This window comes from Paraglaciecola polaris LMG 21857 (assembly GCF_000315055.1).
GTDB lineage: Bacteria > Pseudomonadota > Gammaproteobacteria > Enterobacterales > Alteromonadaceae > Paraglaciecola > Paraglaciecola polaris.
Genome location: NZ_BAER01000041.1, coordinates 1 through 16,933, shown reverse-complemented (window position 1 = coordinate 16,933; position 16,933 = coordinate 1). Strand labels below are relative to the sequence as shown.

The window sequence follows — 16,933 nt, the reverse complement described above, 5'->3', positions numbered from 1 at the left end:
ATCAATTAAGCGTTTTTAATTGCGCCAGCTTCGTTATACTAGTCGCATAATTTACCTTACTTGGAAACGCCATCACTTATATGAGCGACGATCCCTTTTACCAGCGCGAGAAAGAAAAATACGAAAATCCAGTAGCCAGTCGAGAATACTTACTCGAATTGCTTACCGATGCTAAAAAACCGTTATCCTTTCTTGAATTTTGTCACCTATTAAATGCAGAAGATGAAGATAGCCGAATTGGCATACAACGTCGTTTGCGTGCGATGGAGCGCGAAGGGCAAATCGAATTCAATCGTGATAAAAAATACGCCAAACTGAAATTAGAAGAGCTCATTCAAGGACGTGTGATTGGTCACCGAGACGGTTTCGGTTTCTTAAAACGCGATGATGGTGAGAAAGACTTATTCATTCACAATGCGCAAATGTCTACTGTGTTGCATGGTGATGTGGTGTTAGTTAAAGAGAGTGGTACTGATAATCGCGGGCGTCGTGAAGCGCGTATCGCAAAAATCATTGAGCCACGCAGTGAGCCCATAGTTGGACGCTACTTCTTTGAAAACGGTGTTGGTATGGTTATACCTGATGACAGCCGTATCAATCACGAAATTACTATTCCAGGAGAATATGTTAACGGTGCTCGCCAAGGGTTTATCGTGGTGGTCGAAATTGTCCAACGCCCTAGGCGCCGAGTTAATGCGATTGGTAAAGTTTTAGAAGTGTTGGGGGAGCACATGGCTCCAGGCATGGAAATCGACATGGCATTACGCACATTCGATATTCCTCATGTTTGGCCGAAAGGCGTAACCAAGCAAATTGCTGATCTTAGTGAACAAGTACCTGAAGAAGCAAAAGAAAATCGCATTGATTTACGCCAATTACCACTGGTGACGATTGACGGCGCAGATGCCCGCGATTTTGACGATGCGGTATTCTGTTCCCCACTGGATGATGGCGGATGGCAATTGTGGGTTGCGATAGCGGATGTCAGTTATTATGTTCGTCCAGGCACTGCACTTGACAGCGAAGCGCAAAACCGTGGTAACTCTGTGTACTTTCCGGAGCAAGTGATTCCCATGTTACCTGAAGTGTTATCTAACGGTTTATGTTCGTTGAACCCTCAGGTCGACCGTCTGTGCTTGGTGTGTGAAATGACCATCAGCAGCAACGGTGATCTGATTGAACACCAGTTCTATGAAGCTGTGATGAATTCAAAAGCACGCCTAACCTACACCAAAGTGTGGGACCTCTTGAAAGATGAAGATGCGCAAGGCAACCCAGAGTTACATAAGCGTTATGCCGAACAAGTACCGCATTTAAAGAATTTGCATGATATGTACCGCACCCTCAAGCGCAAACGTAGTCAACGAGGTGCGATTGAATTTGAAACCCAAGAAAGCAAGTTTGTGTTTAATGCCCAGCGCAAGATCGACACCATAGTACCGGTTACGCGCAACGATGCCCACAAACTGATTGAAGAATGCATGATTTTGGCGAACGTGGCAGCAGCTAAAACGCTCAGCAAGCAGAAAGCTGAAGCACTTTATCGTATTCACGATGAACCGGATTCAGATCGTCTAAGCGCGTTTTTATCGTACCTTGGAGAAGTCGGCATCACACATCACATCAGTAAGGATGCGTCGCCGCAAGAATTCACTGAAGTGATTAACAAAATTCAGGGCCGAGCGGATCAAGAACTCATTCAAACCATGCTTCTGCGCTCAATGAAGCAAGCTGTATATAGCCACGAAAATATTGGTCACTTTGGTTTAGCGCTGGATGCCTATGCGCATTTTACTTCGCCTATTCGTCGTTATCCTGATTTGGTGGTCCATCGGGCTTTAAAAGCAACGATAGATAAAAATCAGCAACGCAAGAGTAAAACAGGCGGCAAAGCTTATACGGCAGAAGAAGTCGATTCATTAGGCGAACAATGCTCAATGACTGAGCGGCGCGCAGATGATGCTACTCGAGATGTAGCAGATTGGCTGAAATGCGAGTTTATGCTTGATCACGTAGGCGATAGCTTCGAAGGTGTCATTGCTTCGGTAACCAGTTTCGGATTCTTTGTACGTTTGACGGAATTTCATATCGACGGCTTGGTACATATATCAGCGTTAGATAACGATTTTTATCACTTTGATGAGACTAAACAGCATCTTGCAGGAGAGAATTCTGGGATTGTTTATCGATTAGGTGACCCTTTAGAGGTGAAGGTGGCAGCTGTGAACCTAGATGAACGAAAAATTGATTTTGTGCTAGCGAATGCGCCGCCTAAAGGGCGAGGAAGTAAGCGTGGGACTAAGAAATCTTCGTCAGCGAAAAAAGGCGCACCCAGTAAAGGCAGTCCTGTGTCTAAGGCTGGGGCTGAATCTGCAAATACTAAAGGCGCAGACAAAGCGAGCCCAAGTAAGAAGAAACCGCGTACCCGACGTTCTAAGGCCAAGGGGGCGACTGAATCTAAGCCCACGACTAAATCACGCCGTTCACCGGCAAGTAAAGGGAATAAATAACTATGGCTCAACATGAGTGGTTGTACGGGATCCACGCTTTGGAATCCGTCATTGAGCGTGAACCCGAGCGCTTAATCGAGCTGTTTGTGCTCAAAGGTCGTGATGACAAGCCCATTAACAACATTATTAACCATGCGCGAAAGTTTGGTATTGCAGTGCAGTTTTGCCAACGTAAGACCTTGGACGAAAAAGTAAACGGTGAACAACATCAAGGCGTGGTAGCGAAAGCAAAACCAGGTAAGCAGTTTAATGAAAGTGATTTAGATGAGATCATCAAAAATAGTACTACGCCGTTTATATTAGTGCTTGATGGTGTGACTGACCCACATAATTTAGGGGCGTGTCTGCGCACTGCGGATGCAGCTGGAATTGACGCCATTGTTGTGCCGAAAGATAACTCGGTTGCGTTAACGCCTGTGGTTAGAAAGGTCGCATGTGGTGCTGCGGATTTAATTCCGTTGGTGCAAGTGACTAACCTTGCTCGTACTTTGCGCGAAATTAAAGATGCGGGTGTATGGGTTGTCGGTACTGCGGGTGAAGCCACACAGAGTATTTATGAGTGCAAAATGCAAGGACCGATAGCGTTAGTTATGGGAGCTGAGGGTAAAGGCATGCGTCGTTTAACTCGTGAGCATTGTGACGAGCTAATAAAACTACCCATGGCTGGTTCGGTATCGAGTCTCAATGTATCCGTTGCAACAGGTATTTGCTTGTATGAGATAGTTCGCCAACGGGGAAATTAGTTTTAATTTTTGCGTTTCGGCCTTAACCCTTTCAATTAATTGACATTAAAAGCTGAAATGATTGTTTCTTCTCATACTCATCGGAGTTTGATGAGAAAACCTACAGCCCTTATGTATAGGGGCTGTAGGTGCAAATCATGACTAATACTGCTCTTATTGATATGTATTCTTTAACAACCTTTTTGCGTCTGAGCGGCTTAAACACGCCCTTAGTGGCTTAGTCACGAAATCTTTCTGTTGTGCATCTATTGCCCTACCTATCCAAATTTTCTGGTCTTGGGTTACTTCGGCCCTGCAGCTTATTATTTTGCCATCTTGATGATACAAAATGCGAACTAATTGTGAGCGCTTTACTAGGGGCTCATAGGGGTACCCTGCCTGTGTGTATAGTTTTTCTAATGTGTTTTGTGCGTTAGTTGGCAGGCTTAAGGCTAATGTAAGTATTGTTGTGGTGGCAATTAAGAGATTATTTATTAAATTATTCATCGTTTTTCCTCATATTTAGAGATTTCAAGATAGAACTGAGACTCAATCCTGACAAACGATGAAAACTAAACTACGGTTAAGTAAATCTTAACTGAGTAGAATGTAAACCATGAACAAACTCCCTCCTCTTAATGCATTGCGTTATTTCTTGGCTGCAGCACAAGCTTTGAGTTTTAAAGACGCCGCGGCTCAGATGTTCGTTACTCAGGCCGCTATCAGTCAACATATAAAAACGTTAGAGGTGTTCATGGGGTGCCAATTATTCGAACGGGGACATCGCAATGTTACGTTGACCAGAGCTGGGCAAAGACTTCTGCCCGACATTGCAACCGGGTTTGACTATTTAACGAAAGGGGTGGGCAATGTTGCCTTAGATAGTCGCCCAAATATACTCAACCTCACGGTAATTGAATCCCTATCATCCCGCTGGTTAGTGCCGCGACTGTGTCGTTTTCAGCAGCTGTATCCGCATATCAATGTGCGAATACAACCCACTAATCAACTGTTGAATTTTGATCAAAGTGAACTTGATTTAGCGATACGCTTTGGGACAGGAGAATACAAGCAATTAGAAAGTCGTCGGTTAGTTGGCGATACAATGCATATGGTTTGCCATCCTCTACTTGCCAGCAAAATATTAACGCCTCAAGCTGTGTGTTCCCACCCCACTTTAAAAGAGAATAGCAGTGACGTCATTCCTGCATGGGAACATTTTTATGCCCAGCACTCGATAACACCTAATAATGCGTTGAGTGCATTACAAGTAGATGATTCGAGCATAACGATAATTGAAGCCGCTCTAGCAGGTCAGGGAGTGGCGATGTTACGATACAGCTTGATTTATGAACAATTGGAAAGGGGCCAATTGGTTAAATTATTCAATTTTAGCTTTGCGTGTCAATACGCCTATTATCTTGTCGCCCCCGAAGCCAATTTTGCCAGAGCAAAAGTCAAACAGTTCTCTTCATGGCTCGAAGAAATGTTTGCAGAAGTACCCTAGTTGAATTAAAAAAGAACAATTTGAATAGAAAATAAGCTGCATTCACTTAGTTTATTCGTAGTGATATATCAAATAAATGCTGAAGTCTTATAGTTGTTTGACCTGTGAGCCTACAATCGTTATAACATTGTTATTAAAATGTATATTTAGGTTCGGGAGACGAAATGTCGTTACAGACGCCTTTAGAAATGATGTACCACTGGGAAGATACTACTCCTCAGAAGGTTTATTTGAAACAACCAGTCAACGGAGCTGTACTTAGTCATACGTGGGCGCAAACAGCGGACCAGGTCCGCCGTGTTGCTTCTGGTTTGATTGCGCTGGATTTGCCAGCAGGCAGTCATATCGCATTACTATCAAAAAATTGCGCCGAATGGTTTATTACTGACTTAGCCATTATGTTGGCTGGACACATTTCGGTACCGATTTATTCCACCGCGGGTAAAAAAACAATTCAATACGTGTTAAGTCACGCATCCTGCGCGGCAATTTTTGTGGGTAAGTTAGATGATACCGCCGAACAAGTGGCCGCAATTCCAGATGACGTTATGACATTAGCATTTCCATATCCCGGTATTAAAGCCGACCGAGATTGGGAGTCTTTGTTGTTGAATGAACCTTACATGGAACGTCCTATCCCTGAGATGGACAGCACAATGACCATTATTTATACCTCAGGCAGTACTGGCAATCCTAAAGGTGTCGTGCATACATATTCTTCCATTAGTTGGGCTGCCAGTAATTCTCGCAGAGAACTCGACGTTGATGGAAGCGACCGTATTCTGAGTTATTTACCACTTGCCCATATAACAGAGCGTGTATTAGTAGAAATGGCCAGTTTTTATGCAAACACCCAAATTGGTTTTATTGAATCACTCGATACTTTTAATCGAGACATTTGTCATTTGCGACCGACCTTGTTTATTTCTGTTCCACGCCTGTGGACTCGATTCCAAATGGGTGTGCTAGCGAATATGCCCCAGAAAAAGCTCGACTTACTGTTGAAGATACCTTTTGTCGGGAAAGTGGTTGCAGGCAAAATCAGAGCCAAGCTTGGTTTGGATCAGGCTCGTATGTGCGCAAGCGGTTCTGCACCTATTTCACCTGCAACACTTAAATGGTTTTTAAAAGTTGGGGTGAATATTTCTGAGGGCTGGGGTATGACGGAAAATAGTGCTTATGGCACGTGCTGTGTACCCTTTAGAGAGGATAAAATTGGCAGTATCGGCCGAGCATACGAGGGCGTTGATATTCGTATTGCTGAGGAAGGTGAAATCCAAGTTAAAGGCCCCTGTAACATGAAGGAGTATTACCTCGAGGCTGAAAAAACAGCTGAAGTATTCACTGATGATGGTTATTTAAAAACCGGTGATAAAGGCGCCATTGATAGCGATGGTTATATTAAAATTACCGGACGTTTAAAAGAGATATTTAAAACCGCAAAAGGTAAATACATTGCCCCTGTGCCGATAGAAGCACTTATTATGGGTAACTCGTCTGTTGAACAGGTTTGTGTCACAGGCTCCCAGTTAAAGCAGCCGATTGCCCTAGTGGTTTTGTCCGAGGATGCGCAAAGACAAGATAAAGAACGCTTGGAAAAAAGCTTGCTGGATACCTTAGCGTCAGTCAACAGTGGCTTAGAGAGTCATGCTGTTCTTGACCGTTTAGTGATCATGAAAGACGATTGGACGGTGGAAAACGGCCTATTAACACCGACGCTAAAGATAAAAAGACATTTATTAGAAGATAAATATGAGGCTCTAATCAATACGCCTGATAAAGGTCAATTAATCTATCAAGGCTAGCGCTATTACCGCGTTATACTTCTATCCGCCCCTTCAAGTGTCATCTTTACGTAAAGAGTGTAAAGGTAACGTAAAGGGGCGCTCCTCTATAATTAAACATCCTCATAATGCCGATTAACAATCGCGTTTTAATATGGATGTACAATGATAACAAGATTACTCAAACCGTTTCTCAGCACGACTATTATAGCTGCAACCGCTATAGGCTTAAGTGCGTGTGGTGGTTCAAGCTCGGATGATTCCTCCTACTCAGACTCATATTTACAATTTTATAATGGCTCTGCTAACAGTGCGTCAACCATAATGGCTGAGGTAGACAGCAGTGCTTTGGGCTCAGCTGCGTATGGAGATTCAACCAGTGTCTTTACTCTTGAAAGCGGTAGCATGGATCTTGAGTTTTATCGTACAGATGCCGACGATCAGGAAGTCTCAATTGAAGAGCGTGAAGTCACTCTAAGGGACGGTGAAAAACTGTTGGTGGTACTCAGTGGTGATTACGCGAGTCCTTCATTTGAAGAGTTTCGTATCAAGCGTGAAGACCTAGCTGATCACTTCCGCTTGTTTGTCACCTCAGTGATCCCCGACGGGCAAAGTTATGACCTTTATATGAGCGATGCTGGCGCGCCCTTTAGTGCTGCTAGCTTACTCGGTACCGTCAATTACCAAGGGTTAACAGAAATGACCTATTGGGATCCCGATACAGATAGTGATGATTTTGATGAAGGGGAGTACGTTGTTTATTTGACGTTGCCAGGTGAGCAAACTCCAATTTTCGAAAGTCCGACCATTGACTTCATTTACGCTACCGAATATACGATGGTATTACGTAAAACGACAGGTGCTATTCAGGGCAATGTTGAAATTGATTTAGTTATTAACTCATCGTTAGTGGATAATTACGCTGATGCTGAAGCGACCGCGCAGTATCGTGTCTACAATAGCTTGGATAATTTGGGTAGTGTCACTATTTCATTCGACGGTAATGTAGAAGAAAGTGACACTGTTACGCTACAAGCTAATACTCTAAGCGAATTTAACGCTACGAATTACGGTGATTACCGTTTATCTGCCTCTACCAGTGAAGACGCTAGCGTGGCGTTTAATAATCGTCTTGTGACCTTGAATCAAGGTGAAAGCAAAGCCATCGTGATTTACCAAGACAGTGACAACAAGCTCACCTCGTTATCCTTTACTGAAAGTATCTTACCTCAGGTATACGATCACCAAGTTCAGGTTGCCAATCTGGTTTCAGATTTCTTTGACGTGGACTTTTACTTTGTCCGTAAGGACGAGACCATTGAAACTGCTGAATACCGAGTATTAGGGCTGGACTATGCACAAACAGGCAGGATTACCCTGCCAAGTGACTATTACGAACTTATAGCGGTATATGATGATAACAACGATACCCAAGTGTTATTGGATAGAACGACGTTACTCGGGGTAAATGAAGAAACGAATTATATTATTACCATAGAAAAAGATGTGAACTCAGCGACGGGTTATGTCATCTCACTTCTGCATTAAGAGATGTGCTTACAAACGACATCGATATTGGATTCATTAAGTCAGCTTTCTGGGTGATAAAGCATCGATTGTTGTCGGTATACTGCCAGCCCCCTGATAAAGTGTTGCCTTTCTCAGGGGGCTTTTTTTGTGTCGTGTTTTCAGCCCTCTCTGTATACCTAACTAATTAATTTTAATGGATTTTTCCTGTCTCTTTGTGGTGCGGTGAAAATAACTTCAAACAGAATCACTTTTTTTGCATATTCGACTATCGCAGCTGTATATTTTCTGTTAGTATTTCGCGCCCTTTTAATAGGGGTATGTATAAAAAGTCAGCAATAATGCTGGGTTTTTAGGAGCAAATGACTCGTGAGAGTCTTAATTAACCGCGGAGCACTAACATGATCCAAATGCAAACTAACCTGGACGTAGCCGATAACTCGGGTGCTCGCAGGGTTCAGTGTATTAAGGTTCTTGGTGGCTCGCATCGCCGTTATGCACATATTGGCGACATCATTAAAGTTACCGTCAAGGAAGCAATTCCTCGTGGTAAAGTTAAAAAAGGTGATGTGCTAAATGCAGTGGTGGTGCGTACTAGAAAAGGCGTTCGTCGCTCTGATGGGTCTTCGATCCGTTTTGACAACAACGCAGCTGTTTTGCTTAATGCAAACAAGCAACCGATTGGTACGCGTATCTTTGGCCCGGTCACTCGTGAGCTTCGTGTTAATAACATGAAAATTGTCTCACTGGCCCCTGAGGTACTATAAGGAGTCACGATAATGGCTAGAAAAATTCGTCGTGATGATGAAATCATCGTTTTAGTTGGTAAAGACAAAGGAAAACTAGGCAAAGTGCTTAAAGTTCTTCCAGCGGCTGACCGCCTAATCGTTGAAGGTGTGAACTTGGTGAAGAAGCATCAGAAACCTAACCCTCAATTGGGTGTTACTGGTGGCGTTATTGAGAAAGAAGCATCAATTCATGTGTCAAATGTAGCGATTGTTAACCCTAAAACGGGTAAAGCAGATCGCGTAGGTTTCCGTTTTGAAGACGACAAAAAAGTTCGTATCTTCAAATCTGACGGTGAACTGGTTTAATAATTGGAGAGTACGATGGCGAAACTGCATGATTTCTATAAAGAAACAGTAGTAGCGGAACTTGCGAAGCAGTTCAACTACAAAAGCGTCATGCAAGTCCCTCGGATTGAGAAAATCACTCTAAACATGGGTTTAGGTGAAGCGGTAGCAGACAAAAAGGTGTTGGAAAACGCAACTGCTGACATGCAAGCGATTGCTGGTCAGAAACCTGTTGTTACTGTTGCTCGCAAATCTGTAGCGGGTTTTAAAATCCGTGAAGGTTATCCGATTGGCTGTAAAGTAACCCTACGTGGTGAACGTATGTGGGAATTCTTTGAACGTTTAGTATCAATAGCAATTCCTCGTATCCGTGACTTCCGTGGCTTGAATCCTAAGTCGTTTGACGGCCGTGGAAACTATAGCATGGGTGTTCGTGAGCAAATTATCTTCCCTGAAATCGATTTCGATAAGGTGGATAAAATTCGCGGTATGGATATTACTATCACGACTAGCGCTGAAACCGATGCGGAATCGCATGCACTATTAAGTGCATTCAGTTTCCCATTTAAAAAGTAAGGGTAGGGTTATGGCAAAAGAATCAATGAAAGCGCGCGAAGTAAAACGCGCCAAGCTAGTTGCTAAGTTCGCTACTAAACGTGCTGAACTTAAAGCGACTATCAGCAACGTCAACTCTTCTGACGAAGAACGTTGGGACGCTGTTCTTAAGCTACAACAACTTCCACGTGATTCAGCTCGTACACGTCAACAAAATCGTTGTCGTATAACGGGTCGTCCACATGGTTTCCTACGCAAGTTTGGTCTTAGCCGTATTAAGTTGCGTGAAGCAGCGATGCGCGGTGAAGTACCTGGCCTTAAAAAAGCCAGCTGGTAAGGAGTAGCTAATATGAGCATGCAAGATCCTATCGCGGACATGTTTACACGTGTTCGTAACGGTCAGATGGCTAGCAAAGTTTCTGTATCTATGCCTTCATCTAAATTACGTGTTGCTATCGCAGCCGTACTTAAAGAAGAAGGTTATATTCAGAGCTTCGCAGTAACTGGTGACGTTAAACCTGTTTTAGAAGTGACTCTTAAGTACTTCGAAGGCAAGAAAGTAATTGAAAGCATTGAGCGCGTAAGTCGCCCTGGTCTTCGCATCTATAAGAAAAAAGATGAGTTGCCAAAAGTATTGGGTGGTTTAGGTGTTGCTATCGTTTCTACCTCTAAAGGTGTGATGACTGACCGTGCCGCGCGTAAAGCGGGTATGGGTGGTGAGATCATCGGCTACGTAGCGTAAGGGGATAAAAATGTCACGTATAGCAAAAGCTCCTGTAGACGTTTTATCCGGCGTAGAAATTTCTATCGCTGGTCAAGAAGTCACAGTTAAAGGTAAAATCGGTACATTAGTCCGTGTATTCAACAATGCAGTTGAAGTAGTACAAGAAGAGAATCAACTTAAAGCATTGCCTCGTGAAGGCGCTGTGGATGGTTGGGCTCAAGCTGGTACAGCTCGCTCATTGTTAGACGCAATGGTTATTGGTGTATCTCAAGGTTTTGAGAAAAAGCTTCAGTTGAATGGTGTTGGTTACCGTGCGTCAGCGCAAGGTAAGAAACTCAATCTGACTCTAGGTTTCTCACACCCGGTAGCATACGAAATGCCTGAAGGTATTTCGATTGAAACTCCTAGTCAAACTGAAATCGTCGTCAAAGGCGCCGATAAGCAGTTGGTAGGTCAGGTTGCAGCTAACATCCGTGGATACCGTCCGCCAGAGCCTTACAAAGGCAAAGGTGTTCGTTACGCTGATGAAGTTGTGCGTCGTAAAGAAGCTAAGAAAAAGTAGGTAGGTGATACGATGGATAAGAAATCAGCTCGCTTGCGTCGCGCTACACGTGCACGCAAAAAAATTAGTGAACTGGCCGCGCATCGCTTGGTTATTAACCGCACACCACGCCATATATACGCCCAGTTAATCGCTCCTTGCGGTTCACAGGTATTGGCGGCGGCTTCTACTGTTGAAGCAGATCTTCGCACTACCGTTAAATCAACGGGTAATGCAGAAGCTGCGGTAGCAGTTGGTAAAGCGATTGCAGAACGAGCTATCGAAAAAGGCATTAAGACTGTCGCTTTCGATCGCAGCGGTTTTAAGTATCACGGTCGAGTTAAGGCATTGGCTGATGCTGCTCGTGAAGCAGGTCTTCAGTTCTAGGAGTTAATTATGGCTAAAGTAGAAGTTCAACAACAGGGTGACCTGTTAGAAAAACTAATTGCTGTAAACCGTGTATCTAAAGTAGTTAAAGGTGGTCGTATCTTTAGCTTTACTGCTTTGACAGTAGTAGGTGACGGTAATGGTCGTGTTGGTTTTGGTTACGGTAAAGCACGCGAAGTGCCAGCTGCAATTCAAAAAGCTATGGAAAAAGCGCGCCGCAATCTTGTGGACGTTGATCTAAATGGCAACACGCTACAGCACGCAATTAAAGGTCGTCATTCAGGCTCAAAAGTGTACATGCAGCCTGCATCAGAAGGTACTGGTATTATTGCCGGTGGTGCGATGCGTGCAGTACTTGAAGTCGCTGGCGTTCAAAACGTACTTTCAAAATGTTACGGATCAACTAATCCAATTAACGTTGTGCGTGCAACTATCAATGCGTTGACAGAAATGACATCGCCTGATCAAGTTGCTGCTAAACGCGGATTGTCTGTAACGCAGATTTTGGGGTAATTGAACATGGCTAAGATGATAAAAGTTAAGCAAACCAAAAGCGCTATCGGTCGCCTTCCAAAGCATAAGGCAACTCTTACGGGTCTCGGTTTACGTCGCATCGGTCATGTTCGTGAACTCGAAGATACCCCTTCTGTTCGTGGCATGATCAACCGTGTATTTTACATGGTTGAAGTAGTGGAGGAGTAACAGATGCATTTAAATACTCTTGCTCCTGCACCAGGAGCAAAAAAATCTAGTAAGCGCGTTGGACGCGGTATGGGTTCAGGTCTTGGAAAAACTGGTGGCCGCGGTCACAAAGGTCAAAAGTCTCGCTCAGGCGGTTCTGTAAAACCTGGTTTTGAAGGCGGACAAATGCCAATTCAGCGCCGTCTACCTAAATTCGGTTTCACTTCACGTAAATCTTTGGTTTCTGACCAAGTAACGTTAAGCGAAATTGCAAAGGTAGAAGGTGAAGTGGTTTCACTTGAAACTTTAAAAGCAGCAGGTCTTGTTAAGAAAGAGATGTTGTTCGTTAAAGTGCTTAAGAGCGGTGAAATTTCACGAGCTGTTACTATCAATGGTTTGAAGGTTACAAAAGGCGCGCGCGAATCAATCGAAGCGGCCGGCGGTAAGGTAGAGGAATAAGCTAGATGGCTAAACCAGGATCAAATTCAAGCGCAAAAGGCGGCTTGAGTGAGCTTAAATCAAGATTGTTGTTCGTACTTGGTGCGATAATTGTGTTTAGGCTTGGCTCATATGTGCCTATTCCTGGTATCGACGCCGCGGTGTTGGCTGATTTATTCGACCAGCAAAAGGGTACCATCGTAGAAATGTTTAACATGTTCTCTGGTGGTGCACTTGAGCGCGCCTCGGTTCTTGCCCTGGGTATAATGCCATACATTACAGCGTCCATTATCATTCAGTTGCTTACAGTTATGCATCCACCGATGATGGAACTTAAAAAAGAAGGCGAAGCAGGACGTCGCAAAATTAGCCAATACACACGTTATTTTACGTTGGTGTTAGCTACATTCCAAGCAATTGGAATAGCGACAAATTTACCCAACTTGATTTCAGGTTTGGTGATTAATCCAGGTTTCGGTTTTTACTTCACAGCTGTTGTGAGTTTGGTCACCGGTACCATGTTTTTAATGTGGTTAGGTGAGCAAATTACAGAGAGAGGTATCGGTAACGGTATTTCTATATTGATTTTCGCGGGTATCGTGTCTGGTTTGCCAACGGCTATAGGCCAAACAGCAGAGCAAGCACGTCAGGGTGATTTGAACTTATTGTTCTTATTACTTATCGGCGTAATAATTATTGCTATCACGTACTTTGTAGTATTCGTGGAGCGTGGTCAGCGTCGTATCGTCGTTAATTACGCAAAGCGTCAGCAAGGCCGTAAGGTCTTCGCAGCTCAAAGTACGCATTTACCGTTAAAAGTAAATATGGCAGGCGTTATTCCACCGATCTTCGCGTCTAGCATTATTTTGTTCCCTGGTACCATTGCAAATTGGTTTGGGCAAAATGAGTCATTTTCTTGGTTACAAGAAGTGGCATTAATGTTGTCCCCTGGGCAGCCTCTGTATGTGATGTTCTACGCTGCCGCGATTATCTTCTTTTGTTTCTTCTATACAGCGTTGGTTTTTAACCCTCGCGAAACGGCAGATAACTTGAAGAAGTCTGGTGCGTTCGTTCCTGGGATTCGTCCTGGTGAACAAACCTCACGATACGTTGATAAGGTAATGACTCGCTTAACCCTAGCTGGCGCGCTTTATATAACCTTTATTTGTTTGGTGCCTGAATTCATGTTGATAGCTTGGAACGTACCGTTTTATTTCGGTGGGACCTCACTGCTTATTATGGTAGTGGTTATCATGGACTTTATGGCGCAAGTGCAGACACATTTGATGTCTCATCAATATGAGTCTGTTCTTAAGAAAGCTAATCTTAAAGGCTACGGCCGTTAAGATGGCGATTTACGGAGTGATGAAATGAAAGTTCGTGCATCCGTCAAGCGGATTTGCCGTAACTGTAAAGTCATTAAGCGCAACGGTGTTGTGCGCGTGATTTGCAGTTCTGACCCTAAGCATAAGCAAAGGCAAGGTTAATCGAATGGTTTGCGGAATTGCTAAATACGATAGTGTCCGCAAACCTTAATTTGCAATTTTGTCATCGGGTAAGTATCCTATCGGGCTTTTTAGGCTGATGACATAAACTATGAGGAGTACTGTTAATGGCCCGTATCGCTGGCATTAACATCCCTGAACACAAGCACACTGTAATCGCATTAACTGCGATCTTCGGTGTAGGCTCTACACGTGCTCAAAGCATTTGTGAAGCATCTGGTGTTGCAGAGACAACCAAGATTAAAGATCTTGATGAAGCACAAATTGATAAATTACGTGACGAAGTTGCGAAATTCACTGTTGAAGGTGATCTTCGCCGTGAAGTATCAATGAGTATTAAACGTTTGATGGACCTAGGTTGCTTCCGTGGTATTCGCCACCGTCGTAGTCTTCCTCTACGTGGTCAGCGCACTAAAACTAATGCGCGTACCCGTAAAGGTCCTCGCAAAGCAATTAAAAAGTAAGCGGGGAATAAGATGGCTAAAGCTCCTACTAAAAGCACGCGAAAGCGCGCAAAACGTCAAGTTGCTGACGGTATGGCTCATATCCATGCGTCTTTCAACAACACAATAGTGACAATTACAGATCGTCAAGGCAATGCCTTGTCTTGGGCTACATCTGGTGGTTCAGGTTTCCGTGGTTCACGTAAATCTACCCCTTTTGCTGCTCAGGTAGCTGCTGAACGCGCTGGTATAGCCGCTCAGGATTACGGTTTAAAAAATCTAGAAGTATTCGTTAAAGGTCCAGGTCCAGGTCGTGAATCTGCTATCCGTGCTTTGAATGCTGCTGGTTATAAAATCACTAATATTACCGATGTGACGCCTATTCCTCACAACGGTTGTCGTCCACCGAAGAAACGTCGCGTTTAATCGACGGACTGTTGGAGAAAGATAATGGCAAGATATTTGGGTCCAAAACTCAAACTTAGCCGCCGTGAAGGAACAGATTTGTTCCTGAAAAGTGGCGTTCGAGCAATCGAATCAAAATGTAAAATTGATAACCCACCTGGTCAACACGGCGCACGTCGTGGACGTTTGTCTGACTACGGTGTTCAATTACGTGAAAAGCAAAAAGTACGTCGTATGTACGGTGTTCTTGAAAAGCAATTCCGTAACTATTACAAAGAAGCGGCACGCTTAAAAGGCAATACAGGTGAAAACTTGTTGCAACTTTTAGAGCAACGTTTAGACAATGTTGTTTACCGCATTGGTTTTGCTAGCACTCGTTCTGAAGCGCGTCAACTAGTTAGCCATAAAGCCATTTTGGTTAACGGTCAAGTTGTTAACGTTCCTTCTTTTAATGTTTCTGCTGATGATGTTGTATCTGTTCGCGAAAAAGCAAAAAAACAAGCTCGTATTGTTTCTGCTTTAGAACTTGCTGAGCAACGTGAGAAACCAACTTGGATTGAAGTGGACAGCAAAAAGATGGAAGGCACATTTAAACGTGTTCCTGAAAGAACTGATTTGTCTGCGGAAATAAACGAACAGTTGATTGTCGAACTTTACTCTAAGTAAAGCTTAAAGAAGAGAGGTAACAATGTCGGGTTCTGTAACTGAATTCTTAAAACCAAGGTTAGTTGAAATTGATAACGTTTCGCCTACACGTGCAAAGGTAACTTTAGAGCCCTTAGAACGTGGTTTTGGTCATACATTGGGTAACGCGCTACGTCGTATTCTTTTGTCATCTATGCCAGGTTGTGCAGTGACTGAAGTTGAAATCGATGGTGTGTTGCACGAGTACAGCACCAAAGAAGGCGTTCAAGAAGACGTTATTGAAATATTGCTTAACCTTAAAGGTTTGGCGGTACGTCTAGAAGGCAAAACCGAAGCAACACTAACATTAGTGAAGTCCGGTGCGGGCCCAGTATTAGCTGGAGACATCCAGCATGATGGTGATGTTGAAATCGTTAACCCTAGTCATGTCCTTTGTACTTTAACTGGCGAAGCTGAACTCAGCATGCGTATTAAAGTGGAAATGGGTCGTGGGTACGTTCCAGCGTCAACTCGTCGCTCTTCTGAAGAAGATGATCGCCCAATTGGTCGTTTATTGGTTGATGCTTCATTTAGTCCAGTATCACGTATTTCGTACAATGTTGAGTCTGCTCGTGTTGAACAACGCACAGATTTAGACAAGCTAATTATCGATATGGAAACCAACGGTACTATCGATCCCGAAGAAGCGATTCGTCGCTCAGCTACTATTTTAGCTGAGCAGTTAGACGCATTTGTTGAACTTCGTGATATGTCAGAGCCTGTTGAGAAAGAAGAGAAGCCGGAATTCGATCCGATTCTTCTTCGCCCAGTAGATGACTTAGAACTAACCGTACGTTCTGCAAACTGTCTTAAGGCAGAAGCAATACAGTATATTGGTGATCTAGTACAACGTACCGAAGTTGAGTTGTTAAAAACTCCAAACTTAGGTAAAAAATCTCTTACTGAGATTAAAGACGTACTAGCTTCTCGTGGACTTTCACTAGGCATGCGCTTAGAGAACTGGCCACCAGAAAGCATCGCAGAAAAAGATTAATCAGATTTTATTTAAACTGATTTTTAAAGAAGGATAGGACTATGCGCCATCGTAAGAGTGGTCGTCAGTTGAATCGTAATAGTAGTCACCGTCAAGCGATGTTTCGCAATATGGCTGGCTCATTAGTGAAGAGTGAGTTGATTAAAACAACTCTTCCTAAAGCGAAAGAACTACGTCGCGTAATTGAACCTCTTATCACACTTGCTAAGCAAGATAGTGTTGCAAATCGCCGTTTGGCTTTTGCTCGCACTGGTGATAAAGAAGTTGTAGGTAAGTTATTTAATGAACTTGGCCCACGCTATGAAGAGCGTCCTGGTGGATATATTCGCATTTTAAAATGTGGTTTCCGTACTGGTGACAATGCTCCTATGGCATATGTTGAATTAGTAGACCGTCCAGAAGTAGAAGAAGTCGTAGAGACTGAAGATGCAGCTGCGGAATAGTAATGTAGAC

23 protein-coding genes are annotated in these 16,933 nt (G+C 43.6%); 22 read left to right on the top strand and 1 reads right to left on the bottom strand.

Going from position 1 to position 16,933, the window contains the following annotated elements; genetic code table 11:
• Window positions 1–80: 80 nt before the first annotated feature.
• Both rnr and rlmB read left to right on the top strand, forming a co-directional pair.
• Window positions 81–2,510 carry a ribonuclease R gene (rnr, locus tag GPLA_RS07825; protein WP_007104322.1) on the top strand — a complete coding sequence of 810 codons (2,430 nt, stop codon included), beginning with the start codon at window positions 81–83 and terminating at the stop codon, window positions 2,508–2,510.
• A gap of 2 nt (window positions 2,511–2,512) precedes the next feature.
• Window positions 2,513–3,253 carry a 23S rRNA (guanosine(2251)-2'-O)-methyltransferase RlmB gene (rlmB, locus tag GPLA_RS07820; RefSeq protein ID WP_007104321.1) on the top strand — a complete coding sequence of 247 codons (741 nt, stop codon included), beginning with the start codon at window positions 2,513–2,515 and terminating at the stop codon, window positions 3,251–3,253.
• Window positions 3,254–3,406: 153 nt separating this feature from the next.
• Here the strand turns inward: rlmB and GPLA_RS07815 are convergent, their stop codons facing one another.
• Window positions 3,407–3,739, bottom strand: a complete 333-nt coding sequence (locus tag GPLA_RS07815) for a hypothetical protein (RefSeq protein ID WP_040514193.1) — start codon at window positions 3,737–3,739, stop codon at window positions 3,407–3,409.
• Window positions 3,740–3,848: 109 nt separating this feature from the next.
• Between GPLA_RS07815 and GPLA_RS07810 the strand changes: the two genes are divergently transcribed.
• The 20 genes from GPLA_RS07810 (at window position 3,849) to rplQ (ending at window position 16,923) form a co-directional block, all read left to right on the top strand.
• A complete protein-coding gene (locus tag GPLA_RS07810) occupies window positions 3,849–4,739 on the top strand; it encodes a LysR substrate-binding domain-containing protein (protein WP_007104320.1) in 891 nt (296 codons plus the stop codon).
• A gap of 164 nt (window positions 4,740–4,903) precedes the next feature.
• Window positions 4,904–6,544 (top strand): AMP-binding protein, encoded by a 1,641-nt coding sequence (locus GPLA_RS07805; protein ID WP_007104319.1) that lies wholly within the window; start codon window positions 4,904–4,906, stop codon window positions 6,542–6,544.
• Between the two features lie 144 nt (window positions 6,545–6,688).
• Entirely contained in the window at window positions 6,689–8,071 is a 1,383-nt protein-coding gene (locus GPLA_RS07800; protein ID WP_051997654.1) for a hypothetical protein, read from the top strand.
• A 380-nt stretch (window positions 8,072–8,451) separates the two neighbouring features.
• Window positions 8,452–8,817 (top strand): 50S ribosomal protein L14, encoded by a 366-nt coding sequence (gene rplN / locus GPLA_RS07795; RefSeq protein WP_007104317.1) that lies wholly within the window; start codon window positions 8,452–8,454, stop codon window positions 8,815–8,817.
• Between the two features lie 12 nt (window positions 8,818–8,829).
• On the top strand, window positions 8,830–9,144 hold the full coding sequence (rplX, locus tag GPLA_RS07790; protein WP_007104316.1) for a 50S ribosomal protein L24: 315 nt from the start codon (window positions 8,830–8,832) through the stop codon (window positions 9,142–9,144).
• Window positions 9,145–9,159: 15 nt separating this feature from the next.
• On the top strand, window positions 9,160–9,699 hold the full coding sequence (rplE, locus tag GPLA_RS07785) for a 50S ribosomal protein L5 (RefSeq protein WP_007104315.1): 540 nt from the start codon (window positions 9,160–9,162) through the stop codon (window positions 9,697–9,699).
• Between the two features lie 10 nt (window positions 9,700–9,709).
• Window positions 9,710–10,015, top strand: coding sequence for a 30S ribosomal protein S14 (gene rpsN / locus GPLA_RS07780; protein WP_006990569.1), 306 nt, complete (start codon window positions 9,710–9,712; stop codon window positions 10,013–10,015).
• A 12-nt stretch (window positions 10,016–10,027) separates the two neighbouring features.
• Window positions 10,028–10,420: a 30S ribosomal protein S8 gene (gene rpsH, locus GPLA_RS07775; RefSeq protein WP_007104314.1), complete on the top strand. Its 393-nt coding sequence runs from the start codon at window positions 10,028–10,030 to the stop codon at window positions 10,418–10,420.
• A 10-nt stretch (window positions 10,421–10,430) separates the two neighbouring features.
• A complete protein-coding gene (rplF, locus tag GPLA_RS07770) occupies window positions 10,431–10,964 on the top strand; it encodes a 50S ribosomal protein L6 (RefSeq protein WP_007104313.1) in 534 nt (177 codons plus the stop codon).
• A gap of 12 nt (window positions 10,965–10,976) precedes the next feature.
• The gene (gene rplR, locus GPLA_RS07765) at window positions 10,977–11,330 is read left to right on the top strand and encodes a 50S ribosomal protein L18 (protein WP_006990566.1); all 354 of its coding nucleotides are present in this window, start codon (window positions 10,977–10,979) and stop codon (window positions 11,328–11,330) included.
• A 9-nt stretch (window positions 11,331–11,339) separates the two neighbouring features.
• Window positions 11,340–11,843, top strand: a complete 504-nt coding sequence (rpsE, locus tag GPLA_RS07760; RefSeq protein WP_007104312.1) for a 30S ribosomal protein S5 — start codon at window positions 11,340–11,342, stop codon at window positions 11,841–11,843.
• 6 nt (window positions 11,844–11,849) lie between these two features.
• Window positions 11,850–12,032 (top strand): 50S ribosomal protein L30, encoded by a 183-nt coding sequence (rpmD, locus tag GPLA_RS07755; RefSeq protein ID WP_006990564.1) that lies wholly within the window; start codon window positions 11,850–11,852, stop codon window positions 12,030–12,032.
• A 3-nt stretch (window positions 12,033–12,035) separates the two neighbouring features.
• Window positions 12,036–12,470 carry a 50S ribosomal protein L15 gene (gene rplO / locus GPLA_RS07750; RefSeq protein ID WP_007104311.1) on the top strand — a complete coding sequence of 145 codons (435 nt, stop codon included), beginning with the start codon at window positions 12,036–12,038 and terminating at the stop codon, window positions 12,468–12,470.
• A 5-nt stretch (window positions 12,471–12,475) separates the two neighbouring features.
• Entirely contained in the window at window positions 12,476–13,795 is a 1,320-nt protein-coding gene (gene secY, locus GPLA_RS07745; RefSeq protein ID WP_007104310.1) for a preprotein translocase subunit SecY, read from the top strand.
• 24 nt (window positions 13,796–13,819) lie between these two features.
• A complete protein-coding gene (rpmJ, locus tag GPLA_RS23160; protein WP_007104309.1) occupies window positions 13,820–13,936 on the top strand; it encodes a 50S ribosomal protein L36 in 117 nt (38 codons plus the stop codon).
• Between the two features lie 125 nt (window positions 13,937–14,061).
• Window positions 14,062–14,418 carry a 30S ribosomal protein S13 gene (gene rpsM / locus GPLA_RS07740; protein WP_007104308.1) on the top strand — a complete coding sequence of 119 codons (357 nt, stop codon included), beginning with the start codon at window positions 14,062–14,064 and terminating at the stop codon, window positions 14,416–14,418.
• Window positions 14,419–14,430: 12 nt separating this feature from the next.
• Window positions 14,431–14,823, top strand: coding sequence for a 30S ribosomal protein S11 (gene rpsK, locus GPLA_RS07735; RefSeq protein WP_007104307.1), 393 nt, complete (start codon window positions 14,431–14,433; stop codon window positions 14,821–14,823).
• A gap of 24 nt (window positions 14,824–14,847) precedes the next feature.
• A complete protein-coding gene (gene rpsD / locus GPLA_RS07730) occupies window positions 14,848–15,468 on the top strand; it encodes a 30S ribosomal protein S4 (RefSeq protein WP_007104306.1) in 621 nt (206 codons plus the stop codon).
• Between the two features lie 22 nt (window positions 15,469–15,490).
• Window positions 15,491–16,480: a DNA-directed RNA polymerase subunit alpha gene (locus GPLA_RS07725; RefSeq protein WP_006990558.1), complete on the top strand. Its 990-nt coding sequence runs from the start codon at window positions 15,491–15,493 to the stop codon at window positions 16,478–16,480.
• A gap of 41 nt (window positions 16,481–16,521) precedes the next feature.
• Entirely contained in the window at window positions 16,522–16,923 is a 402-nt protein-coding gene (rplQ, locus tag GPLA_RS07720) for a 50S ribosomal protein L17 (RefSeq protein ID WP_006990557.1), read from the top strand.
• Window positions 16,924–16,933 lie beyond the last annotated feature (10 nt).